The sequence below is a fragment of the Candidatus Bathyarchaeota archaeon genome (assembly GCA_029882535.1).
In the GTDB taxonomy this organism is placed as follows: Archaea; Thermoproteota; Bathyarchaeia; order Bathyarchaeales; family SOJC01; genus JAOUKM01.
Genome location: JAOUKM010000002.1, coordinates 73,475 through 98,406, shown reverse-complemented (window position 1 = coordinate 98,406; position 24,932 = coordinate 73,475). Strand labels below are relative to the sequence as shown.

Genomic DNA, 24,932 nt, shown 5'->3' with positions numbered 1-24,932 from the left:
GTGAAGACGGTCTATATGCAAATATTAGGCGTAGATGAAGCAGGCCGCGGCTGTGTTATCGGTCCCCTAGTTATTGCAGGAGTTTTAATAGATGAAAGAAGCGAGCCTAAACTTTTTGAGCTTGGAGTGAAAGACAGCAAACTTTTGTCACGTCACCGACGGGAACAACTAGCCAAAGAAATTGAACAGGTTGCCATAGACACATACGTCATCAAGCTTTCTCCATCTGAAATCGACAGAGCAGTCAACAGTCGAAGAAAGCTACACAAGCTTAACCGTCTAGAAGCCAAAACCATGGCAAAAGTAATCGAGGCGCTTAGACCTGACATTGCAATCGTCGACGCTTCTGACGTCTTACCCGACCGCTACAAACAGCACATCACAGAGTGCCTCTCTTTTCAAGTGCAAGTGGTATCAGAACATAAAGCAGACAAAAACTACCCAGTGGTCTCTGCTGCTTCCATAATCGCCAAAGTTGAAAGAGACCGCAGCATAGACGAACTAAAAGCTCAACATGGTGACTTTGGAAGCGGCTACATGGCAAACCCTAAAACCATGGCTTTCCTTGAAACTTTAGTGAAAAAATATGGTGCATACCCAGATTTTGTACGTCGCTCTTGGAAGCCCGCAAAAACTGCTAAAACAGACGCAAAAATGAAACAAACCCAGCTACATAAAACATGATTAAAGCTTAGCCATCAAATCTTCAGGGGTCTTAATTTTTTCAAAATCTTCACGGTGAATGAGAGGAACATTGTCAGCGGAAACTTTTTTACTGCCCGTAATAAATATAGGCTGTGCCTCTACCATTTTGCTAATACTCGCAATCTCTTCAGTTCTAACCTCGAAATTCTGCTCTTTCTCGTAGACAATTGACCCTAAAAGACTAATGTCGTTTTCCGGAGTTTTTGCAACAAAATCAAAAGGAGCCCGCCCTATTTGAAAAACTGTAAAGTTAAACCGAAGCAGCTTCCTAATGACAAACTGAAGAAAGCGGCTTTCACTAATTATGCGTTTTGCAGCGGCAAAAAAGCCTTCAGTTTTTTCTGGATATTGAAAAATGTCAATGGACTTCACAACAGGCATGCCCAAGACCCACTCAAGCTTATAAGCCGTTGAAACAGAAGCTTTTGTCATTTCTCGTTCATAACCATAAAGCGTTCTCCGTGAAACGCCCATAATCTCCGCCATTTTACCTATAGACAGCCCCTTCTTCAGCCTCTTCTTTCTAATTGCTGTCCCATCCAGTCTTGCATAGTATCCTCCCGGACCCGCTTCAATCAGCGGTCCTACTCCTTTGAGAAGAGCATCTTCGAGAGTTTTAATAGTAACTGCACCCACATTATATCTTGAATATACTGTATCGTTTTCTAACGGTTTGCTTCGAGTTTTTTTGCAAACGAAAAGTGACGCTCCAGAGAAAAACCTAGCCATAGTCATGAGTCCATCTGCGTCTTTTGCATACACATTCCCAATATTAGGGTGGACTTTGACGAAGGCAAGTTGTTTTTCTTTTCGCGCTACAAAGTCAAAACAGCTCGGTCGTACACAACATCTTTGCGAGAGGTAGAAGCCTGCTCTTTCGAAAAGGGATTCAGCGTTGTCCAGAATTTCCACCCTGTCCATCTCCTCCCCCGACGTCACAAATCAATACGTAAAGGTTGAATATAAACATACTTGTAAATTCAAATGTTAGAATCAGATACGGATGGGGTTTGCAGTTTAGATTTTTGATACAATCATCGCATGTGCTTTTTCGTATGGTTCAAGTTGTACAAATTCCTTTATAGCGAAACCACGGCTTTTCAGTATATTTACTTCTTGCCTGTACACTTCGACTGGTTTTTTGGTGACGTCGATGCTTTGTGACTTAACCGCCAGCATGGTCCATCCGTTCTCCTTTAAGAAAAGCTCTGCGTTGTCAGCCAAAACTTTTGCTTGTTCGGGCTGCGCTATGTCGCAATAAATGTCGTCCACTTTCTCTACAAACATCGCATATTTCTCCGGCATTCTTGCGTCTTCCAGTATCGGTGTCATGTTGGAGCGAAAAGCGCATACGTTGTTTATTAATTCGCGCATGGCACGTGCCGCAAATTCCACACAGTAGACATGCCCTTTTTCTCCCACCATGTCTGAAACGTGGCTGGCTGTCGTTCCTGAGGCTGCTCCTAGATACAAAACCTTATTATCTTGTTGTATGGGCACTGTTGTTAATCCTTTCAAGATAGCTGCTGCAAGTTTACTACGGAAAGGATCCCAGAGCCTATATTCGATGCCTTTGAAGGAGATTAAACGTTCGCCATAGACGTTCCTTCTTGGAATCAAATTTTCAGTAGCCAATCTCCGTGTGCCGTCTTCTAATGTGATCCAGTAGATTCCAGAGAATTTTGAGTGTGGTTTAACGTCTGCGGCCACGTTTCTTTCTCCTTTTATGGAGGGGTTGAAACTTATTTTTCTTTTTACGTTCTTTGGGTGATGGTGGTTTTTGGTATTTCTCTTTGATCTCAACAACTCGTTTTTCCAAGGCTGCTTTCAGGGAGTCGCCGATGTATCTGTTGCTGAAGGCGTCGGTTCTGGCTGCTATGGCTAGTTTTCCCGCTAATGCTCTTGACATTTTTCCTCTTTGCCATTTTTTTGCGTCATGGATTAGGGCGTCTTGAAATATGATCCCGTGTTTTGGCGGTCGCGTTCCCGTTTTCAAGGCTCTGAAGAGGGCTTTTTCTGCACCTAGAACTTGGATTGTGCTTGCAGGCATTTTTGCAAGGTTAGTTATTCCTCCAGCTAATGCTATAAGACGAGCCGCTAGCAGAGAGCCTACTAGGGCTTGGACATTGGGCGCCACCTCTTCCACTGTTGAATCTGCATAGCTTTGCAGAGCTTGTCGCAAGCTGTAGAGTTCTAATGTTTGTTTGCAGAGACTTTGTATCCGTTCAATATCTATGTCGGCTAGTTCTGCTCCCATGGAGTTTTCTACAGCTTCTGCAATTTGCACAGCCTTGTTTGCAGGTAAGCCTTCTCTATTCAGATTTTCTACAATGAAGTTCAGTCGTTTTCCAAGGCTTAAGACGAGTCTTGCATAGGTTTCATGTTTTTCTATCATGCGGTCGAGTTCAGGGAAATGCAGGCCATACCATTCCCGTATTCGACCCATGAACAAATTAGTAGTTTTATCCAAGTCGTCAATGCTTAGTATGGCTTGAGCAACCATCAAGTCTCTTTTTTCTCCTGCCTTTTTCACTCTTAATCGAGTAAGTTCTACAGAAACTTCACGAGTCAGCTTTCGCAGTTTTTGTGGTTGCTTAACAAATCCAACTTCTATGGCGAATTTCTCCATGTTTTTGCGTAAAATTTCACCTTGTAAAGAGGGGTGAGCAACACTAACTTCCACTTTCAGTTTTTCCTCTACAGTTCTTGCAATTATAGCATTCTCAAAAACAAAAGCAGTAAAGCCTTTTTTCTTAAGTCGCTGAACTAAGGAAGTTACTTCGTCAATTGCTTTTCCAGCATCAATCAAGTTTAGTTTTTCGGCTATGAGCTTGGAGTCTTTCCTAAACAAGATTTTATCAACCAGTTGAACGTCTTCGCCGAAACCTAAAACGCCTATTAAAGATACTATAATAGTTGCCTTCATGCTTTTATCCTCACCATAGATGCCATCAATCAAAGCCTTTCCTAAACTTTATCTCTGCTAGTGAATAACCTTTACTGAAAATGGAGTATTCCACATGACTAATCGTTTACTGGTAGAAATTGCGCGTTTGAAGCTAGCTAACCCAACGATGCTTGCAGCTGGAATATTAGGCATGTCAAGGTTGACGCTGAAACGGGTAGCAGAGGCAGGCGCCGGCGCAGTCGTCACAAAATCTCTAGGCTTGAAGCCTCGCAGCGGCTACACAAACCCTACAGTAGCTCAAGTTGAAGGAGGACTAGTTAATGCCATGGGTCTCCCCAACCCCGGCATTGAGCATTTTGCTCAAGAGATGCAACATATAAAAGGAATTAAAGTTCCGATGATTGTGAGCATCTACGCCTATTCGCCACAGGAATTCACAATGACAGCGAAAAAAGCCTTGAAAACGGGCGCAGAGGGGCTGGAGCTAAATGTCTCATGTCCTCACGCTGAGAGGACTGGAGCTGAAATTGGACAAGACCCGAAACTAGTTGAAGAAGTTGTGAGAGAGGTTAAGAGAAGCGTTGAAAAACCAGTTTTCGTCAAATTGACACCAAACGTTGCTAACATTGCAGAATTAGCTAAAGCCGCAGAAAAAGCGGGAGCCGACGCCATAACCGCCATAAACACAGTAAAAGCCATGGTCATAGACATAGAGACAGCTAAACCAATCCTCGGAAACAAGATGGGCGGCTTGTCTGGCTCTGCAATAAAGCCTATAGCAGTAAGATGTGTATATGAAATTTACGATGTCGTGAAAATTCCGATTATCGGGTGTGGGGGGATAGATACGTGGAAAGACGCCGTAGAATTCATGCAAGCAGGTGCCTCTGCAGTTCAAATAGGAACTGCAATAGCCACAAAGGGATTAAGCGTGTTTAAGCAAGTAACTTATGGAATTGAAGCCTTCTTGAAAAAGAAAAAGTTTGGAAGCGTGAAAGAAATTGTCGGCCTGTCTCACCGAAACTAATTTTCTAAGAACAGTTAGAATCAAGAAAATAGTTAAAGAAAGCCCAATGGTTAAAACGTTCTTCTTCAATGACAAACTCTGCTCTCAAGGCAAGCCAGGCCAGTTTATTATGGTTTGGCTTCCAAGCTTTGACGAAATCCCCATGAGTATTTCTTCAACCCATCCCAACGGTTTGGCATCGATGACAGTGGCCGACATTGGTGAAGCTACAATGCTTTTACACCGAAAAGAGAAAGGGGATATTGTTGGCGTTCGAGGTCCTTTCGGTAACAGTTTCAAACTTGTTAAGGGTAATGTTCTCCTTGTGGGTGGCGGGACTGGAATTGCACCGTTGATTTTTCTTGCAGAGAAATTAGTTAAATCGAAGACTGGAATGACTTTTCTATTAGGAGCAAAAACAAAAGAAGAGTTGATTTTCTTGTCTAAGATAGACAGCATGCTTTCAAAAACAGAAGCCAGAATAATTGCCTCAACCGAGGATGGAAGTCACGGCTATAAAGGTGTTGTAACCGAGTTGGCTGAAAAGACCTTGGCTGAGAAGAAGTTTGATATGATTTATGCCTGTGGAAAGGAGCTGATGCTTTTCAAGATTTTCATGTTAGCCGAGAAACATGAAACACCGTTACAGGAAAGTATGGAGAGGCTTATGCGTTGTGCTATAGGCTTGTGCGGCAGCTGCACCATTGGCAAATATCGAGTATGCGTTGACGGCCCCGTCTTTACGAACAAACAACTTCAGGAAGTTAAAGACGAGTTTGGGCGCTTCAAAAGAGATTTTAACGGCAGGAAAATACCAGTTTAAGGCTTATAGCAAAGGTTTGGCTTATGAGAGCAACAGCAATCGCCCACCCCATTCAAGGACTGGTTAAATATCATGGCTTAAAGAATCCTAAGCAACGAATTCCCTTTCACGACAGCATTTCAGTGTGCATCGACGCTTTATACACCATAACAACAGTAGAAGTCAACAGCTCTCTTAAGGGAAACATCATTGTGATTAATGAAAAATGGGTGACTGGCCAAGATAAGAAAAGAGTTGGAATCGTTTTAGACAAGTTGAAAAAGTTGGCAGAATATCTAGGGTTTTTTAAGATAGTTTCCCGAAACAGTATCAAGACTGGGAAAGGTTTAGGCTTTTCAGCGTCTGGGTTTGCAGCTCTTGGAGCAGCAGCAAGTAAAGCATTAAGTCTGGACCTCGATTACGTCTCACTTTCAGAAATTGTAAGATTGGGTGCCGGTTCAGCCACAAGAAGTCTTGCAGGAGGCTTCGCGTTATGGTACGCAGACAAGAATGGGCACTCTTACGCTGAACAACTATCCTCGCCAGACAACCCAAGCTTCTCGATGATCATCGTACCCATTCATTCCAAGATGAAGACAGACGAAGCCCACGCTGAGGTAGTTAGCTCCCCACTCTTCCAGGCAAGGCTCGTAAACATAGACCGTTTGATAGAGACGATGAAATCAGCCATAATGAAGGGTGACACTGCCACAATTGGTCGGATTGCCGAGGAAGACACGCTTAATCTTCATGCGATTACTATGACTGGTAAATCACACTTGGTTTTATGGGAGCCAGATACAATTCGATTAATACGTGAAGTGAACAAGCTGCGAAACAGTGGCGTAGAATGCTGGTATTCCATCGATACTGGGCCATCAGTCTTTGTTAACACGTTTCAAAGGCACATCTCTGCTGTTGCTGACAGGCTTGTTGAACTGGGGTTTTCAGATGTGATTATCAGCGGGGTCGGAGGCAAGCCGAAGCTGACTGATAGGCATCTTTTCTGAAAGAGTGATTCAAAAAAGTTATATGCTGGTATGGTGTTTTCTGTGTTTGGCGGGATGTGTTAATGAAAGGTGACCGTCAAATTCGAAGCTGATTCTAAACGCTGGCTCACCATGGGCTATCGCCCGCTTGAACTTGAACAAAAAATCCGCGAATTCTGGGAAAAAAGCCATACAGCAGAGAAACTAGAACAGCTGAGACTGAAAAAGAATAAAGGCTTTTTGGGTTATGTGGAAGGCCCTCCGACACTAAACGGATACCCTCATGTAGGTCACGTTCGCGGGCGAGTGATGAAGGATTTACGTTATCGCTGGAAGTCAATGCAAGGTTTTTACGTTCCTTTCTGGACGGGTTGGGACTGCCAAGGGTTGCCAGTTGAGTTGGAAGTAGAACGCCAATTAGGTGTAAAGAACAAAAAAGATTTGCTGGAGCGGGTGGGAGAAGAACGATTCGTAGCCGAGTGTAAGAAGGCTATAATGAAGTATTATGATGCTTGGCACGGCGCTGATGTTAAAGCAGGTGTGTTCATAAACGACACAAAAGCCTACTGGACGTACTTAGACGAGTATATAGAGCGCGAATGGAATTACCTCAAACGTGCTTGGGAGCAAGGATTACTTGGCGAAGGCTACTACGTTGTGGCTTACTGTCCCCATTGTCAAACCTCGCTAAGCAACGCTGAAGTAGGCATGGGCTACGAAGAGGTTGAAGACCCCTCGCTTTACTTTAAGTTCAGAGTCGCAAAGACAAAAAACGAGTATTTCCTCGTCTGGACCACAATGCCCTTTACGTTAGTTACAGATTTGATGTTAGCAGTACATCCAGATGCAGAATACGTCAAAGTCAAGGTGAAAGACGAAACTTGGATAATGGTGAGTCAGCGTGTAGAACCTACGATGCAAGAACTTGAAATCCAAGATTATACAGTTATAGACGCTGTTTTGGGTAAAGAGTTGGAGGGAATGAAGTACGAGTATCCATTTTTGGACGTTGTTCCGAAACAGCGAGAACTTGATAAACACCCCTTTGTGCACATGGTTGTTTGTGAAGACTTTGTGGATGTAACGGCTGCTACAGGCGTCGTTCATCTGGCGCCCGGAAACGGTGAGGAGGACTTCGTTGTTGCGCAGAAACGCAAAGTTCCCGTCTTCGCTCCCTTTGACGACGAAGTTAACTTTACTAAGGATGCAGGTGTGTTCGCTGGTTTGTTTGCAAGAGACGCAGATGATGTGGTTGTAGAGAAGCTGCAAAAAAAGAACTTACTGGTGTCGGTAAAGCGAATACGCCATGAATATCCAACTTGCTGGCGTTCGCATCACAAACTCGTGTGGTTTGCCAGAAGAGAGTACTACCTTTGGACAAACAAAATAAATGACAGAATAGTTAGAGCTGCAGAGAAAGCCAGATATTATTATGGACCCCCGAAAAACCGCTTCTTGGCGTTTCTCCGAGAAAGTAAACCATGGTGCTTCTCAAGGGAAAGAGTTTGGGGAACTCCCCTACCAGTTTGGAAGTGTACACAATGCGAGCACAAAGTCCTAGTGTCGAGCAAAAAAGAGCTGTTCGAGAAAGCTCTAGGGCGTCCTAAAGGTCATTTTGAGCTTCACAAGCCATGGATAGACCGTATCGTGTTTAAATGCGAAAAGTGCGGAGGCAAAATGCACCGTGAACCTTTCGTGCTGGACACTTGGCATAATAGTGGCGCTGCGCCCTATGCAAGGTTTACTGACGAAGAGTTTGAACGTTACGTGCCGACTGACTTTCTTGTGGAAGCCATAGATCAGACACGTGGATGGGCAAACACGTTGTTGCTTGAGCATGTTATATTGGCTGAAAAGGCAGAATCGCCCTATAAGGCATTTCTGTTTTATGGTCACGCTTTAGACGAGAAAGGACGCAAAATGAGTAAGAGTCTCGGCAACGTCATCGACGCCAACGATGTGCTTGGCAAATACTCAGCTGACCTCTTCCGTTTCTACATGCTTTGGAAATGTTCACCAATCGACTCGATGAATTTCGACGTGAAAGAACTTAGCAAGCGGCCTTATCAAGTTCTCAGCACCCTCTACCACCTATATCGTTTCTTCATGCAAAACGCGGAATACGACAGTTTCGACCCGCTAAAGCATACATTAGAATGGGCAAAGGTAAACAATACCTTAAAACTACCAGACAGTTGGTTGCTTTCAAAACTGCAAAGCACCGTAAAGCGTGTAACTGAGAAGTTTGAAAGTTGTGAATTCAACTTTGCTCTCTCGGATTTGGAAGAGTTTGTTGTTAATTTTCTAAGCCGCCAATATGTTCCTATGGTAAGACATGAACTTTGGAGCGACGATCAAGAAACCAGAAACCGCAGGCTCACAGTATACGCTACTCTCTGGCAGACACTTAAAACCTTGAATTTACTCTTTAACCCAATCACGCCGTTCCTATGCGAAGCCATGTACCAGCAGGTTCACAAAAAGCTAGACAAAACATTGCTGGAATCGGTAAACTTCGAGGAATGGCCAACGCTAAATGAAAAACTGGCAGACTTGGAGCTGGAACGTAACTTTGACGTACTTCTCAAATACGTCTCCCTAACATACTCTGCACGGCAGAAAGTTAAACTGAAGCGCCGATGGCCGCTGAAGAAAGTGGTGTTGGCAGGATCGAAGAACGCACAAAATGCTGTGAAAGAGCTTGAAGACTTGTTTCTTGAACTTGCAAACGTAAAAGCTGTCGATTATGTCGACACGCTGGCAGAAATGAGCCTTGAAATGCGTAAGAACGGAAGTTTAGCCTCAGAAAACAACATGCATACATTAGTCGATACACGCCGAGACGAAGCGTTACTGGGAGAAGGTTTGATGCGTGACCTGGCTCGACGTGTTCAAGCACTGCGTAGAGAATTAGGGTTTATGCCCACAGAAGTCTTAGAAGCGGTTTACCTAGCAGAACTAGATGCTGAAAGCACAAAACTGTTAAGACCCCACTTGAAAACCATGGCAGAGCTGGTTCGCACGAAAAGGGTGCATCTACAGAGAGCCAGAAGTAAACTTGAAGCAGAATGGAATGAATACAGGCTAGACAACAAGAAAGTGTTTGTAGCCATACCCTAAGAATCACTTTTATTCTAGAAAATGAACAGGCAGAGCGCAAATATCGCAATCAACGAGACAGCAACCAGTTTTCTTGAAGTCGAAAGCTTTGAAACATCATCCAAAGGTCCTGGATGCTTATACATGGAAAGGAAGAGAACAAAAGCCAACATCAGCAACTGCCCTGTGAATAGAAGTATTAAAATTGAAACTAAGGTAAAAATGGTGCGGGCAAAGTCGTTGTTAATGATGCTTCTTAAGGTGTGACCTCCATCAAGCATCCCAGTAGGCAGCAAATTGAGCAAAGTGATGAACATTCCTATCCAACCTGCAAAAGCCACAGGGTGCAAATAAACAACATAGTTGCCTGGACCCGGAGATTTTACTATAACATTCATAAGAAGCAAAAAGAGCGGTGATATAGGAAGCCCTCCTGGCAGAGGCTCAGTCAGAAGCTCTATAGGGGACATTGCAAGGCCAATAGCAGAAACAAAAACTGTCACGATAAATCCAGCGATTGGTCCGCTAGCACCTATGTCAAACAAAGCATCTTTATTTGGCGCCGTCTCTTTCTGTACAATAACCGCACCGAACGTCCCGATCCCTAATAAAAACCCAGGTATTGGAGGCGGCCCTGGAATGAAGTATGGCATTGTTGCCTCCATGTCATGGTGGTTTGCGGCGAATTTGTGACTCATCTCATGAACTCCCAATATTCCCAACAATGCTAACGTGAAACTAGCAGCTCCCATCCACGGATCTAATCCATATTCGACAAGATCAAGAGAGAGAACATAACCAGTTGTGAAAACTGTAACAATGGTTAGTAAAAGGAGTACCACATTGATTATTGGGCGGCTTGGCTTTGTCTTCGGTTTTGGCGCGACCTTCAACACGTTTCTTCCATTTTTCTCTCTTAGCACAAGTGTAAAGCCTATATTAGTCAAACTTCTAACGAGCCTAGTAAAAGCTTGTTTCGAGTCTGGTTTTAGTCTCAAGTAAAATGTTGGGACACCATGATCTATCAAAGCCTCTTCTACATCAAACTCCGCAGAAACTAAGGGTTGAACTTGGTCAAACTGATAAACAAGGGTGGAATCTGTTGGCGGTTCCGGAGAGGGAGAGGGTGGTTTGCTCATGGATGTCGACCACTCTGTTGTTTTAGAGTATTAGACGATTACGGAATTTAAGCATTGGTTTTCCTTTGGCGGTATTCATGTTCAGAATTGGAACTACTAAAAAATGTCTAACAACGCTCTCTCAATATAACTTCTTATTCTGTGTCTTCGAGGCCTTTCTCTAGAGGTCAGTGACTTCAACTTTCTCGATCCTTTTGCATCATGGAATTGTTTGGCATTCTTCAGATAACTCTTCCAAGATGTCTCTCTTGATTTTCTCTGGTTTTTCACTAATAGATTCATGAACAAGCAAAGCTTTAATAACTATCTTTTTAGCCATTCTATCTTACCTCACTTGTAAAGACTGAGTTTTTCATATTAATCATTTATCGATGACTCGGAATCCGAATCTGGTTACCTTCTCCCTTTTTCACAGAGGTAAATTCTTAAAAGCTAAACTACGTTTTGGTTGTTGGAAGGTTTCAGATGAATTTGAAGATGTTGACTGTGGGTTCGTTGTTTACGAATTGCTATGTGGCTTGGTGCAGCAAGACTAGAGAGGCGATAGTGATTGATCCGGGTTTTAATCGTCAAAGCGAAGCTGGAAAGGTTTTAGATGTTTTAAAAGAAAATGTATTGGAGGTTAAGTTCATTGTTGATACACATGGGCATCCTGATCATACCTGTGGTAATGGTATTGTCAAGAGTGTGACTGGTGCGCCTATTTTGATTCATAAACTGGATGCGGATATGTTGGGTAAGGGGGGAAAAGAATTAACTGCATTATTTGGATTTCACGTTTCGTCGCCTGCTGCTGATGGCTTTTTAGATGATGGTGATGTGGTTAGGTTTGGGGAGGTTGTTTTGCGGGTTTTGCATACGCCGGGGCATAGTTTCGGAAGCATTTCGCTTGTTGGTGAGGATTGTGTTTTTACTGGTGATACATTGTTTGCGGGTTCGATTGGCCGTGTGGATTTGCCTGGCGGTTCTGGTAAGGAGATTATGCGGTCTTTGCGGGAGAAGTTGGCTGTTTTGCCAGATAGGCTTGTTGTTTATCCAGGTCATGGTTTTGAGTCTACGATTGGTGAGGAAAAGAGGAGTAACCCGTTTTTGCAGAAGGGTTTTGATGTTTCGCTTTTGGGGTGAGTGTGTATTGCTCTCTAGACTAGGCTCTGTATTATATATTTCTAATAGGTGGCTGTTAGAATTCTGAATGTGAGAGAAGTGGGGTAGGTGGGAAGGGGAAGTTATTTTTTGCGAACAATTTTTGGTTGACTGAACTACAAGTTCATGAGGCCTGTGAGGCATTAAATGGAAAATACGAGCGGAAATGGCGAGTATGGACGTAAAGCTTGGGGCAAATAAGTTTACAGTATCCCTTCGTGGTAAGGTTTATTAGCGACAACTATGACTTTATGGCTTTAGCTCCAAAAACCACCACAAAAAATATAAGGAGACCCGCCTTTTCGGGTTGGATGATACCCAGCCCCGTTGGAGGAAATTCCCAGTTTGGAAAAAAAGCTCCCTAAAAGACCTCCCCTTCAATCTAAGTTAAACGACAGTTTTTTGGAGGCAAACTAAAAATGTCAGAAATCACCCAAGACGAATTCTTACTTCTCCAAAAATCCTTCTTCAAAGAAAAAGGACTAGTCAGACAGCACTTAGACTCCTACAACGAATTCATCGACCATGGACTACAACAAATGATAGACGAAGCCGGCGAAATAAAAATTGAACTCCCAGAAACTCCCTACAAAATAAAACTGGGCCAAGCATGGATAATTGACCCACAAACCCGCATAAGCGGCCCCTACGTAACCGAAGTTGACGGCACAAAACACGAAATCTTCCCCATGGAGGCAAGATTCCGCAACCTCTCCTACGTTGCGCCTATAGCTATCGAAATGACCCCAATAATTGACGGAAGAGAACAGGACACAGAACTCGTCTTAATAGGCAACATCCCCGTAATGCTCAAATCAAAACTATGCGTCCTCTCACAACTACAGCCAGATGAACTAATACTTTACGGCGAAGACCCAAACGACCCAGGTGGATACTTCCTTATAAACGGTTCAGAACGTGTAACCGTTGCCCTTGAAGACTTGGCGCCAAATCGAATACTCGTAGACATCGACACTAGAGGCGCACACCCAGTTTACCAAGCGAAAATCTTTTCCACAACCGTAGGCTTCAGAGCAAGAATAGAATTACGCCTAAAATCAGATGGCGCTATTTATGTCACGATCCCCGGCGTCCCATCAGAAATTCCCTTCATAGTAGTGATGAGAGCCCTCGGATTAGAATCCGACAAAGAAATAGCTGAAGCAGTCTCACCCGAGCATTCCATGCAAAACATGCTTGAACTTTCCTTCGAAAAAGCCATAGGAATAGAAACCATTAAAGAAGCCCTTGAATACATAGGCAACCGCGTAGCATACGGACAAGTATTGGAATACCGCATTCAAAGAGCCCAGAACATTTTAGACAGAAACTTTCTCCCCCATCTAGAACGCACCCCCGAAAAACGCAAAGACAAAGCCATCTTTCTCGGCGAAATGGCTTGCCGCGTAATAGAACTAAAACTTCGAAAACGCACAACCGACGACAAAGACCACTTTAAAAACAAAAGACTAAAACTCGCCGGGCCACTCCTTGCAGATCTTTTCCGCATCGCCTTCAGAAACTTATGTAGAGACATAAAATACCAACTGGAAAGAATGGGATTCAAACGACAAATGATTACCGTTTCCGCTGCTGTACGCCCTGGCATAGTTTCAGACAGGCTTCGGCATGCATTGGCAACGGGCAATTGGGGTAGAGGAAGAGTAGGCATAACACAACTCCTCGACAGAACAAATGTCATTTCAACTCTTAGCCATCTACGTAGACTACAGTCACCCCTGAGCCGTAGCCAACCAAACTTTGAAGCCCGCGACTTGCACCCAACACACTGGGGACGCCTATGCCCAAACGAAACACCCGAGGGCTCAAATTGCGGCCTAGTGAAAAACCTCGCCCTTTCCGGATGCATATCCGTAGCTGTAAGCCCTGAAAAAGTAAGGCGCGTTATTTACAATATGGGCGTCATTCCAGCCCAAGACGCAAACAGAGAACTCCGCCTTTCAGGCGCGAAAATCTTCATAAACGGATCTATAATAGGATACCACCCCTACCCCGCAGAACTCGTCTACGAGTTAAGAAACAAACGCAGAAGAGGAGAAACTCCTTCGGAAATAAACGTCGCCCACTTCAAAACTGTAGACAGAAGAGAAGAAGTTTACATTAATTGTGGCGAAGGCCGAGTTCGACGACCACTTATAATAGTCGAAAACGGCGTCTCCAAACTTCAGCCAGAACAAATTGATAAAATCCGCTCCGGCGAATGGTCATGGGAAGACCTTGTCAAAAACGCAATCATAGAGTATATCGACGCAGAAGAAGAAGAAAACATCTATGTAGCTCTAAGCTTCGACGAAATATCGCCTAAACACACCCACGTAGAGCTGTCATCCTATACGATCCTCGGCATATGCGCCTCCCTAATACCTTATCCGGAACACAATCAGTCACCTCGAAACTCGTACGAAGCAGCCATGGCAAAACAAGCCCTTGGCGTCTACGCAACTAACTTTGGTCATCGTGCAGACTCTCGCTCCCACATCTTGCATTACCCTCAAGTTCCCCTCGTCAAGACGAAACCTATGGAAATTTTAGGCTACAACCAAAGACCTTCAGGACAAAACTGCTTAGTTGCAGTAATATCTTATGAAGGATACAACATGGAAGACGCCCTCATCTTCAACAAAGCGTCAATAGAACGCGGCTTGTGCCGTTCTACCTTTTATCGAATTTACGAAGCTGAATGCCGCCAATACTTAGGAGGATTAAAAGACCGATTTATTACTCCTGAAGCAGGTATAAGAGGCTTCAGAGGCGAACAATACTATCGCTTACTTGAGCCTGACGGCATTGTAAGCCTTGAAGCAGACGCGGTTGGCGGCGATGTCCTCATAGGAAGAACAAGCCCACCTAGATTCCTCGAGGAATACAAGGAATTTGAAGTGAAAGGCCCCTCAATGCGCGACACCTCTGTGGACGTAAGACAATCAGAAACCGGCGCCGTTGACGCCGTTTTTATCACAGAATCTAAGGAAGGAAGTAAACTCGTCAAAGTCAAAGTACGTGACCAACGTATTCCAGAGTTAGGCGACAAATTTGCCTCACGCCATGGACAAAAAGGCGTCGTCGGAATGATCATACCTCAAGAAGACCTTCCCTTCACCGAATCGGGCATCGTTCCCGACATAGTCATAAACCCCCATGCTATTCCTTCGCGAATGACCATCGGCCAATTTCTGGAATCTATGGCTGGAAAAATGGCTGCAGCCCGTGGAAAACTTGCTGATGGAACACCATTCATTAACGAAAAATCCAGTGACATAAAACAGACATTAATCAAATGCGGCTTCAGCCACACTGGAAGAGAGGTTCTCTATAGCGGTGTAACGGGTGAAAAATTTGTCGCAGATATTTTCGTAGGGGTAGTTTACTATCAGAAACTTCACCACATGGTCTCTGACAAGATTCATGCTAGAGCACGTGGACAAGTGCAGATGTTAACGCGGCAGCCTACTGAAGGTAGGGCAAGAGGCGGCGGATTAAGGTTTGGCGAGATGGAGCGAGACTGTTTGATCGGTCATGGTGCGGCGATGCTTTTGCAAGACCGACTTCTCGAAGAATCAGACAAATACCTTCTATATGTTTGCGAAAACTGTGGCTACATAGCTTATTATGACATAAAACAACGCTCATATGTTTGCCGCATATGCGAAGAAAACGCACAGATTTCTCCAGTAGTTATCTCTTACGCTTTCAAGCTTTTGTTGCAGGAACTGATGAGCCTTTGTGTTGCGCCTCCTCTAAAACTGAAGGAGCGGGCTTAGAATGGCACTTGAAGAAATTTCTCACAAAGTAATTGATAAGCTTCAATTTGGATTATTCTCGCCTCAGGAGTTGAGAAGACTTTCTGTCGCCGAGATACAAACAGCAGACACCTACGACGAAGACGGTGCTCCAATAACTTCAGGTTTGATGGATGGCAGATTAGGCACACTTGAGCCTAGGCAAAGATGTAAAACATGTGGTAACACAGCCATCCGTTGTCCTGGTCATTTTGGTCATATTGAACTGGCAGTTCCCATAGTCCATATTATATTCTCAAAAATCATCCATAACCTCTTAAGCGCTACATGCAGAAAATGTGGACGCGTAACATTATCAGATGAACAAGTCGACAAAACCAAAAAGCGAATTCAACATACCTTTGAGCTTCTTGGAGAAGTGCCAGATAATATCTATAAAAAAATCTTAAAGGATGCAAAATCAAAGGAATGCCAGCACTGTGGTACACCCCAATATAAGATAGTTTTTGAGAAACCAACTCGCTTCCGCGAAGAGGTGTCTGGTGAAGGTTCGTATCAACTAACTGCAAGTATGATTCGCGAGAGACTTGAACGAATCCCTGACGAAGATTTGGAACTTTTTGGTTTCAATCCTAAAACCGCAAGACCCGAGTGGATGGTTCTGCAGGGTCTTCCAGTTCCACCAGTTTACGTTAGACCATCAATTACCTTGGAGTCTGGAATCCGCTCCGAAGACGATCTGACCCACAAGCTTGTAGACATTATACGGATTAACCAGCGTCTAAAGGAAAACATGGAAGCAGGAGCACCGACACTTATTATCCAAGACTTATCAGAACTGCTGCAATATCACGTAACAACATACTTTAACAATGAAGCCTCGGGGATTCCCCCGGCTAGGCATCGTTCTGGAAGGGCATTGAAAACGTTGTCTCAGCGTCTTAAAGGAAAAGAAGGACGCTTTAGAAGCAATCTTTCTGGGAAACGAGTAGACTTTTCTGCTAGATCCGTCATTTCTCCCGATCCTAACATAGATATTAGCGAAGTAGGAGTCCCTCTAAGTATTGCTATGAAGCTTTCTGTTCCTGAAAGAGTCACCGAGTGGAATCTTGCAGAAACACAAGCCTTTGTTAAGAATGGCCCGAGCAATTATCCAGGCGCCTTGTACGTGGTTAGACCTGATGGTAAACGAATTCGTTTAGAATTCGTGGTTGACCGAGAAAAGGTTGCTGAGGCGATAGAACCTGGTATCATCGTGGAGCGTCATCTTAAAGACGGTGACATTGCGATTTTCAACCGTCAACCATCTCTCCACCGCATGTCAATTATGGCACATTACGTTAAGGTCCTGCCATACAAAACATTCCGTTTGCATCTCTGTGTTTGCCCACCTTACAACGCTGACTTTGACGGAGATGAAATGAACCTCCACGTGCCCCAAAGCGAAGAAGCACAAACAGAAGCATTACTGCTGATGCAAGTCCAAGATCAAATACTTTCCCCTAGATTCGGAGGACCCATAATAGGTGCGATTCGAGACTTCATAACCTCCGCCTACCTTCTCACCAAAAAATCCACTTTCCTTACCAAAGAAGAAGTTTGTAGATTACTGTCTGAAGCTGGCTATGAAGACTCCTTACCAAAACCTGAGGTGAAAAGACCAAAACCCATGTGGACAGGAAAACAAATATTCAGCCTCTTCTTACCAAAAGATTTTAACTACTCGTTGAAAGCTACCATCTGTCAAAGTTGCACGAAATGCCTCAAAGAGAATTGTCCCTACGACGCTTTTGTTGTCATTAAGAACGGTGTCTTGAAATCAGGCGTCATCGACAGACGCTCCATAGGTGCAGAACAGTCAGAAAGTATCCTTCACCGCATAATCAAAGACTACGGCAGTAAAAGAGGCCGAGAATTTTTGAACAAAATCTGTCAATTGCTAAAGCTCTTCATGTCTATTCGTGGTTTTACATACTCTTTTGATGAACTAGAACTATCCCCAAAAGCACAAAACAAGATTGCCAAGGCTTTGGGAAAATATGAGAAAAACGTTCAAAAGCTAATTGCAGCTTACAGGGAAGGAACGCTTCAAAGACTCCCAGGGCAGTCCCTTCAAGATTCATTCGAAATCTACGTCATGAATGAGCTTGCGAACGCAAGGGACGACGCTGGAAAAATCGCTGATAAGGATTTCACTCTTGAAAACGCAGGCATAATTATGACAAGAACTGGAGCACGAGGCTCTAACCTAAACATAGGTCAAATGACAGCCAGCGTCGGCCAGCAAGCTGTCCGAGGAAAACGCATCATGCGAGGTTATGTACAACGAGCGCTGCCCCACTTTGAACCAGGTGATCCCTCCCCAAAAGCAAGAGGCTTCGTTCAATCCTCCTATCAATCAGGTCTTGACCCCGTAGAATACTTTTTCCATGCCATGGGAGGCCGCGAAGGCTTGGTGGATACAGCAGTGCGAACGCAACAAAGCGGTTATATGCAAAGGAGGTTGGTCAATGCACTTGAACATTTACGTGTGGAATATGACGGAACAGTTCGTAATTCTGTAGGTGATATCGTACAGTTTCGCTATGGAGAGGATGGAGTGGACCCTGCAAAAAGCGATCATGGAAAAGCAGTGAACGTCAGCAGACTTGTTAATCAGATTAGTATTGTGAAGGGGGGTGGCAAACCTGCATCTGCAGAATACATTGAAAAGGAAATAAAAGATGTGGAATATGAGCTTACACCAATATTGATAGACAAATTGAAGCTAGAATTGAAGAAGGCAAAACTGAACAAGAAAGGTGTTGATCAAACTATTGAATTGACACTAAAACATTACAAAAACGCTCTAGTCGAGCCAGGAGAAGCTGTGGGGATCGTGGCAGCACAATCAATTGGCGAACCAGGCACACAGATGACTTTGCGTACTTTTCACTATGCAGGTGTAAGAGAGCAGAACGTTACTCTGGGTTTGCCACGTCTCATTGAAATTGTAGATGCTAGACGAATCCCGTCTACGCCGATTATGTCCATTTATCTTAATAGAAAGAATCAAAAGAAAAAGGAAAAAGCCACCGAAGTCGCCCGCAACATCATTTACACAACTGTCGAAGACATTGCAAAGTCGGTTTATGACAATCCTAAACATGAAGAGATCGTTATTGACTTCGACAGCACTTTGATGAAGAATAGAGACGTATCGGTGAAGGGATTGACGGATGCATTGCAACTTCCAAGATGGGCTATAAAAGCACGAGGCAACAAGATTTATGTAAAGCCAAAGAAGCCCGAGGATCGTAAGAAATTGTTGAACAAAGTTATCTCTCAGCGTGTCAAAGGGGCTTCAGGCGTTAAACGTGTTTTAGTTACTGAAGAGAAGGGAGAATGGGTTATTAGAACTGATGGGTCGAACTTGCCAACGGTTCTTGAAACTATTAACATCGACCCAACTAGAACTACAACAAACCACGTCCACGAAATTGCGAAAACCTTAGGTATCGAAGCAGCCCGCAACTCACTTGTTAAAGAAGCACTCGGCGTATTGGAAGAGCAAGGCTTAGATGTAGACATCCGACATATAATGCTGGTTGCAGACATCATGACAGCCACAGGTGAAGTGAGACAAATTGGTCGCCATGGTATCAGTGGAGCCAAATCTAGCGTCTTGGCTCGTTCAGCCTTTGAAATCACAGTTCCTAACATTGTTGACGCAGCAATTAAAGGTAAAGTTGATCCATTGAAAGGCGTAACCGAAAACGTTATAGTAGGGCAATCCATACCCATTGGCACTGGACTCGTGAACCTATACATGTCTACGTTGACCGACAAGCAGAGGAAAAGTTAATGATTGATGTGGACAAGGCTATTGCAGCTGCTGTCAGGACGGGCAAAGTAGTTTTTGGAGCAAACGAAGCCGTAAGAAGTGCAAAAACTGGTAAGGCTAGAATTATCGTTGTGGCTTCCAACAATCCACCCCAGATTCACGAAGACCTTGAGTATTACGGAAAACTATCTCAAATCCCAGTTGTAACTTATAAGGGCAACAGAATTGATTTAGGCATGGTTTGTGGGAAACGATTTGCTGTTGCAACCCTAACTGTGAAGGAACCTGGTGATTCTGACATCTTGAAGTGGGCTGAGAAGCCTGAAACAGAGCAAGATATTACTGGAGAGAATGTTGAGGAGTCCTAGAATGGCCAGCGGAATAAAGTTGACCAGTAAAGAAATGCGTTTCATCGCTCTTTTCGAAAGCATCACCGGTGCTGCAGTTAAAGACTGCATTATTGATGAGGATGCAAGTCGTGCAATCTTCATCGTGAAAGAAGGACATATAGGCATGGCCATAGGTAAAGGCGGCAAAAACATTCATCTTCTAGAACGCATGACAGGCAAAAAACACGAAATTATCGAATATTCAGATGTACCCTCTCAATTTATTAAAAACGCGTTAAGGCCGGCTCATGTGACGGAGATTAGGATAACAGAGAAACCTGATGGAAAATCTATCGCGGTTGTGGCAGTTGACCCGAGGGATAAAGGTGTTGCTATTGGAAAAAATGGAAGGAACGCCGAGCGAATACGTTTCTTGGCAAAACGATATTTTCAAATTCAAAATGTGTCAATAACCTAATTTTTGAAGGAGAAAGAAACAGGAAAAATCTTGTTGTCCTTGAGCGTTTTTGAAAAATAAAGAGAGGGGATATTACGGTATTTTTGCTGCGTCTCTTAAGAGCAGCAACATTTTTGTGTCTTCACCGATTCTGAGAGCGCCTTTGATCCTAGCTACGTAGAGAAGTGCACCCCAATACATTAGGCTTCTTTCATGAATATCTGAAACAGAAGAAGGATTTACAGAAAGATCATTGTTGTTTTGCTTTTTGCTGTTTCTTAGCTAGCATTCTATCCAAGATTGGCTTCAGCTTCGCATTTTCTGCCTTAATCTTTTCTGGTCCCAACTCTTTCATCTGTGCAGCCATTTCCTTCATTAGCTCTGCAAACTTGAGTCCTTCAGCAGCCGAAACATACTCCACCCGGAAACGTTGAGGGCTTAAGCCAAGCTTTTGCAACATAGGGGCCAAAGCATCCATACGGGCTTTCATTCTCTCATTACCGCTAATATAATGACAGTCATAGGGCAAGTGACACGCACCGATTAAAACCATACCAGCCCCCTGTCTAAAGGCTTCTAACACGAAATCTCTGTCCACGCGACCCGAACACATCACGCGAATAGGCCTAAGAAGAGGTGGATATTCGAAGCGGCTTGTACCCGCCAAGTCTGCGCCTGCGTAACAGCACCAGTTACACAAGAAACCAAGAATCTTGCCTTCCGGCTCCTCCTCCAACGCCGATCTTATTTGAGCAAAAATCTGATCATCTGTGAAATGTCTCTGCGTAATAGCGTCTGCAGGACACTCAGCCACGCAAGTGCCGCAGCCGTGACACATAGCTGTTATTACTTTTGCAGGTTGGTTTTCGGGAGCTTCTATGGCTCCGTAAGGACATCGTTCGGCGCAAATACCACATTTTATCTTTGTATTTCTGCATTTTTCAGGGTCTACCACTGCAACGATGGGTTCTATCTTCCATTTTTCCTTCGAAAGGATGGTTGCGGCTCGCGCTGCAGCTCCGCTCCCTTGCGAGACACTATATGGGACGTCTTTGGGACCTTGACAAGCACCCGCTAAGAAAGTGCCATCCACTGGCGTGTCTAAAGGCTTCAATTTAGGATGGCTTTCCATGAAGAAGCCGTCAGCTCCTCGAGAAATGTTGAAGATTCTCGCTGTGTCTTCTGAACCTTTACTCGGAATCGCCGCTGTCGCCAACACCACCATGTCGGTCTTTATCTCTGCTGGACTATTGTCTTCTGTTTCTGCATACACGGTTAAGCTTTCTGTTTCGGAGTTTTCAACGACCTTTCTATTGGTAAGCTTTGCTCGTATGAAGTTGATTCCCATATCTTGGGCTCTTCTGAAAAGCTCTTCGTAGCCTTTCTTATTAGCACGCATATCCGTGTGGAGCACGTTAATCTGAAAGCCGTTGCCATATTTTTCTTTGAGCAACACAGCACTTTTCAATGTTAGCATGCAGCAGAAGCCTGAACAATACTCATACTTGCCAACGTCCCGCGAACCAACACACTGAACGAAAGTTAGGCTGTTGGGTCTTTTGCCGTCTGAGGGTTTTACAAGCTCGCCGGTAATTTGAGTACCAGTATGCAACATTCGTTCGAGCTGAAGCCCAGTTACCACATTCCTAAATTTCCCATATCCATACTCTTCTAAGTCGTAAGGCTCGTAAACGTCGAATCCTGTCGCAACTATGATGGTGCCTACTTCAAACGTGATCTCTTCTGGCTCTTGATTAAAATCTACCGCGTCTACTTCGCACACGTTTTTGCATTCGGTGCAGCTACCGTCTTTGAAGTAGAGACAGTTTTCTTTATCAATCGTGTGAACCAGAGGTACAGCTTGATCGAATGGCATGTAAATCGCCTTTCGCATGCGCATCCCTGCGTCAAATTCACTAGGCACTTCAACAGGGCACTTTTCTACGCAAATGTTACAGTATCCCACACACTTTGACTCGTCAACAAATCGGGGTTTCTTAACAACCCTGACCTTGTAGCTTCCGATGACGCCTTCAACCTCTTTAACCTCAGAATAGGTCAGTAACTGGATGCTTGGGTGATTGGCAACGTCTCCTATTCTCGTGGCAACACAAGAGAACCTTGGACAACGATTCTGTTGTGGACAATTTGAACACTCAAACAGAGGAAACGTTTTACCCAGCTGCGCCATGTGACCACCAATGCTTTCAGCTCTGTCAACCAAGTACACTTTGTATCCCATGTTTGCAAGTGACAACGCTGCACTTGCACCTGCAACCCCACCTCCCACCACCAACGCCTTATTAGTGACTGGAACTTCGATGACGTCAAGCGGTTTTAGCAGTCTAACTTTAGCAACAGCCATCTTTACAATTTCTTTAGCTTTTTCCGTGGCTTCTTTTGGTGTGCTGGGATGACACCATGAAGAGAATTCGCGGATGTTCGCCATCTCAAAAAGAAAAGAGTTCAAGTCAGCTTCTGAAACGGTTCGGCGAAACGTGGGCTCATGCATCCGTGGAGAACAGGCAGCTACAACCACTCGGTTGAGGTTGTATTCTTTTATTCCTTTTCTAATCTCTTCTTGTCCAGGGTCAGCACAAGTGTAGCGGTTGGTTTTCACGTAAACCACATTCGGCAGAGAGCGTGCATAATCTGCAACGTCCTCTACGTCTACTACGGCACCGATGTTGAGTCCGCAATAGCAGATGAATACGCCGATTCGCGGCTCTTCAGTGGTTTGAAGAGACCCTTTTGTCAATTCACTTCACCTTTTCTAAAACCGCTCTAACTTGCGCGATAACTTGTGCTTCCGTGTAAAGGGGCATAGTTATTGCTCCCGCAGGACATGTTGCGCCACAAATGCCACATCCCCTGCATAAACCTTCTGTAACTTTTGCTAACTCTTTTCCATCGGTTTTCTCAATTCTTACAGCATCGTAACCGCAAACAGATTCGCAGACTCCGCATCCGCTACAGAGATCTTCATTCACCCTTGCCACCACAGGCTCAATGATCCACGTAGGCTTGCTAAGAACTGCTGCCGCCTGTGCTGCCGCGCCACTTCCTTGTGAGACACTATATGGTATGTCTTTCAATCCTTGGCAGGCTCCTGCCAAAAATATTCCCGGCGTATCTGTCTCGGTAGGCCTAATTTTTGGCTGGCATTCTACGAAAAAGCCGTTTGCTCCGATTGGAATGTTTAGAATTTCTGCCAGTTCTGCTGCGTCATGGACTGAAACAGCCGCGTTTGCTAGAACTACCATTTCTGCTTCTATTTCCACTGGTTGCCCTCCTTCTGTTTCGGCGTGCACAAGGAGATTTTTGGTTTTAGGGTCTTCGGTTATCGATCTGTTTTCCAATGTTGTTCTTATGAAGTGAACTCCAGCTTTTTTAGCTCTATTGTAGAATTCCTCATATCCTTTGAAATCGCTACGCAGGTCGGTGTAGATGACGTAAATTTGAATATCGTCTTTGTACTTCTCCTTAAGCATAACTGTGTGCTTTAACGTGTACATGCAGCAGAAGCCTGAACAATACTCATACTTGCCAACGTCCCGCGAACCAACACACTGAACGAAAACTACAGAATGAGGTTTCTCGCCGTCTGAAGCTCGAATAACCCTTCCTCCAGTCGGACCTGCCGCCAAAATTAGTCTCTCAAATTCCATTGCGGTGATAACGTTATCATATTTTCCGTAGCCGTACAGCCGATCGGCGTATGGTAGATAGCTTTCAAAGCCTACCGCAACAATGATCGCGCCGACGGTTAATTCTATTTCTTCTGGTTTTTGGTCAAAGTTTATGGCTTGTCTTGCATCGCAAGCGTCTACACATTTGTAGCATTCGATACAGTGGTCCATGTTAATAGTGTACAAGAGGGGGACAGATTGTTCGAAGGGGACAGATATGGCTTTTCTTACACCCATGTTAATGTCCCACTCATTAGGATACTCAATGGGGCAGACCTCTTTACATTCGCCACAGCCAGTGCAGTTTTCGGAAATGACATATCGCGGATTTTTCCTAATCTTGACTTTGAAGTTGCCCACAAAACCCGAAACGCTGACCAAGTCGGCGTAGGATATTATCCCAATGTTAGGATGGCGCCCCACATCTACCATTTTTGGTCCTTCGATGCATATGCTGCAGTCTAACGTGGGGAAAGTTTTGTCCAGCTGTGCCATGTGGCCGCCGATGCTTTCGGTTTTTTCAAGCAGATAAACCTTGAAGCCCATATCAGCCAAATCTAGAGCCGAGTTGATTCCAGCTATCCCGCCCCCTATGACTAGGGCTTTGTTAGTGACAGGCACTTCAATTTCTTTAAGGGGTTGAAGCAGTCTCGCCTTTGCAACAGCTATCTTTACGATTTCTTTAGCTTTCTCTGTGGCTTCCTTTGGCGTATTAGTGTGGCACCAAGATGAAAACTCACGGATGTTCGCCATCTCAAAAAAATAGGGATTCAATCCAGCCTCAGCGCAGGTTTTGCGGAACGTTGACTCATACAAACGTGGCGAACACGCAGCGACTACTACTCGGTTGAGGTTATGCTCTTTTATACTTTTTCCGATTTTGTCTTGACCTAGAGTGGCGCATGCGTATCGAACTTCTTTTGCGTAAACCACGTCGGGCAGCGTTTTTACGTATTCTGTTAACTCCTTTACGTCGACAACTTCAGCTATGTTGACGCCGCAGTGGCATACGAATACACCGATTCGAGGTTTTTCTCCTACCTTCTTAGACGACGTTGCCAGTGTCTCGGTTTTTGGTTTTC

At 44.4% G+C, this 24,932-nt stretch carries 16 protein-coding genes; 10 read left to right on the top strand and 6 right to left on the bottom strand.

What is annotated here, in order from left to right:
• Window positions 1-684: a ribonuclease HII gene (gene rnhB, locus OEX01_01370; GenBank protein MDH5447643.1), complete on the top strand. Its 684-nt coding sequence runs from the start codon at window positions 1-3 to the stop codon at window positions 682-684.
• On the opposite strand, the gene OEX01_01365 is transcribed toward rnhB, so the two are convergent.
• The 3 genes from OEX01_01365 to OEX01_01355 form a co-directional block, all read right to left on the bottom strand.
• On the bottom strand, window positions 685-1,617 hold the full coding sequence (locus tag OEX01_01365; protein MDH5447642.1) for a helix-turn-helix domain-containing protein: 933 nt from the start codon (window positions 1,615-1,617) through the stop codon (window positions 685-687).
• Window positions 1,618-1,722: 105 nt separating this feature from the next.
• A complete protein-coding gene (locus OEX01_01360; protein MDH5447641.1) occupies window positions 1,723-2,415 on the bottom strand; it encodes a fibrillarin-like rRNA/tRNA 2'-O-methyltransferase in 693 nt (230 codons plus the stop codon).
• The gene (locus tag OEX01_01355) at window positions 2,399-3,664 is read right to left on the bottom strand and encodes a C/D box methylation guide ribonucleoprotein complex aNOP56 subunit (GenBank protein MDH5447640.1); all 1,266 of its coding nucleotides are present in this window, start codon (window positions 3,662-3,664) and stop codon (window positions 2,399-2,401) included. The genes OEX01_01360 and OEX01_01355 overlap by 17 nt, the downstream gene beginning before the upstream one ends.
• A gap of 61 nt (window positions 3,665-3,725) precedes the next feature.
• Between OEX01_01355 and OEX01_01350 the strand changes: the two genes are divergently transcribed.
• The 4 genes from OEX01_01350 (at window position 3,726) to ileS (ending at window position 9,530) form a co-directional block, all read left to right on the top strand.
• Complete coding sequence (locus OEX01_01350; protein ID MDH5447639.1) at window positions 3,726-4,640, top strand: dihydroorotate dehydrogenase; 915 nt, start codon at window positions 3,726-3,728, stop codon at window positions 4,638-4,640.
• Window positions 4,615-5,442 (top strand): dihydroorotate dehydrogenase electron transfer subunit, encoded by an 828-nt coding sequence (locus tag OEX01_01345; protein MDH5447638.1) that lies wholly within the window; start codon window positions 4,615-4,617, stop codon window positions 5,440-5,442. The genes OEX01_01350 and OEX01_01345 overlap by 26 nt, the downstream gene beginning before the upstream one ends.
• A gap of 23 nt (window positions 5,443-5,465) precedes the next feature.
• Complete coding sequence (mvaD, locus tag OEX01_01340; protein MDH5447637.1) at window positions 5,466-6,431, top strand: diphosphomevalonate decarboxylase; 966 nt, start codon at window positions 5,466-5,468, stop codon at window positions 6,429-6,431.
• Between the two features lie 69 nt (window positions 6,432-6,500).
• Window positions 6,501-9,530 carry an isoleucine--tRNA ligase gene (gene ileS, locus OEX01_01335; GenBank protein ID MDH5447636.1) on the top strand — a complete coding sequence of 1,010 codons (3,030 nt, stop codon included), beginning with the start codon at window positions 6,501-6,503 and terminating at the stop codon, window positions 9,528-9,530.
• A gap of 14 nt (window positions 9,531-9,544) precedes the next feature.
• Here the strand turns inward: ileS and OEX01_01330 are convergent, their stop codons facing one another.
• The gene (locus OEX01_01330) at window positions 9,545-10,648 is read right to left on the bottom strand and encodes a site-2 protease family protein (protein ID MDH5447635.1); all 1,104 of its coding nucleotides are present in this window, start codon (window positions 10,646-10,648) and stop codon (window positions 9,545-9,547) included.
• A 465-nt stretch (window positions 10,649-11,113) separates the two neighbouring features.
• On the opposite strand from OEX01_01330, the gene OEX01_01325 reads away from it, so the two are divergent.
• The 5 genes from OEX01_01325 to OEX01_01305 all read left to right on the top strand — a co-directional run bounded on the left by OEX01_01325 (window position 11,114) and on the right by OEX01_01305 (window position 20,182).
• Complete coding sequence (locus OEX01_01325) at window positions 11,114-11,773, top strand: MBL fold metallo-hydrolase (GenBank protein ID MDH5447634.1); 660 nt, start codon at window positions 11,114-11,116, stop codon at window positions 11,771-11,773.
• Window positions 11,774-12,210: 437 nt separating this feature from the next.
• Entirely contained in the window at window positions 12,211-15,573 is a 3,363-nt protein-coding gene (locus tag OEX01_01320) for a DNA-directed RNA polymerase subunit B (protein ID MDH5447633.1), read from the top strand.
• Between the two features lies 1 nt (window position 15,574).
• Window positions 15,575-19,396 carry a DNA-directed RNA polymerase subunit A' gene (locus tag OEX01_01315; protein MDH5447632.1) on the top strand — a complete coding sequence of 1,274 codons (3,822 nt, stop codon included), beginning with the start codon at window positions 15,575-15,577 and terminating at the stop codon, window positions 19,394-19,396.
• Window positions 19,396-19,743 carry a 50S ribosomal protein L30e gene (locus OEX01_01310; protein ID MDH5447631.1) on the top strand — a complete coding sequence of 116 codons (348 nt, stop codon included), beginning with the start codon at window positions 19,396-19,398 and terminating at the stop codon, window positions 19,741-19,743. Before OEX01_01315 ends, OEX01_01310 begins: the two co-directional genes overlap by 1 nt.
• A 1-nt stretch (window position 19,744) precedes the next feature.
• On the top strand, window positions 19,745-20,182 hold the full coding sequence (locus OEX01_01305; protein ID MDH5447630.1) for a NusA-like transcription termination signal-binding factor: 438 nt from the start codon (window positions 19,745-19,747) through the stop codon (window positions 20,180-20,182).
• Window positions 20,183-20,411: 229 nt separating this feature from the next.
• Here the strand turns inward: OEX01_01305 and OEX01_01300 are convergent, their stop codons facing one another.
• Complete coding sequence (locus tag OEX01_01300; protein ID MDH5447629.1) at window positions 20,412-22,919, bottom strand: hydrogenase iron-sulfur subunit; 2,508 nt, start codon at window positions 22,917-22,919, stop codon at window positions 20,412-20,414.
• A 1-nt stretch (window position 22,920) separates the two neighbouring features.
• Window positions 22,921-24,912 (bottom strand): CoB--CoM heterodisulfide reductase iron-sulfur subunit A family protein, encoded by a 1,992-nt coding sequence (locus OEX01_01295; protein ID MDH5447628.1) that lies wholly within the window; start codon window positions 24,910-24,912, stop codon window positions 22,921-22,923.
• Window positions 24,913-24,932 lie beyond the last annotated feature (20 nt).

Excerpts from the sequence above, each read along its gene's own strand:
- OEX01_01330 (MDH5447635.1), bottom strand. The coding sequence starts at position 10,648 with ATGAGCAAACCACCCTCTCCCTCTCCGGAACCGCCAACAGATTCCACC.
- OEX01_01320 (MDH5447633.1), top strand. The coding sequence starts at position 12,211 with ATGTCAGAAATCACCCAAGACGAATTCTTACTTCTCCAAAAATCCTTC.
- OEX01_01325 (MDH5447634.1), top strand. The coding sequence starts at position 11,114 with ATGAATTTGAAGATGTTGACTGTGGGTTCGTTGTTTACGAATTGCTAT.
- OEX01_01310 (MDH5447631.1), top strand. The coding sequence starts at position 19,396 with ATGATTGATGTGGACAAGGCTATTGCAGCTGCTGTCAGGACGGGCAAA.
- OEX01_01315 (MDH5447632.1), top strand. The coding sequence starts at position 15,575 with ATGGCACTTGAAGAAATTTCTCACAAAGTAATTGATAAGCTTCAATTT.
- OEX01_01350 (MDH5447639.1), top strand. The coding sequence starts at position 3,726 with ATGACTAATCGTTTACTGGTAGAAATTGCGCGTTTGAAGCTAGCTAAC.
- OEX01_01305 (MDH5447630.1), top strand. The coding sequence starts at position 19,745 with ATGGCCAGCGGAATAAAGTTGACCAGTAAAGAAATGCGTTTCATCGCT.
- mvaD (MDH5447637.1), top strand. The coding sequence starts at position 5,466 with ATGAGAGCAACAGCAATCGCCCACCCCATTCAAGGACTGGTTAAATAT.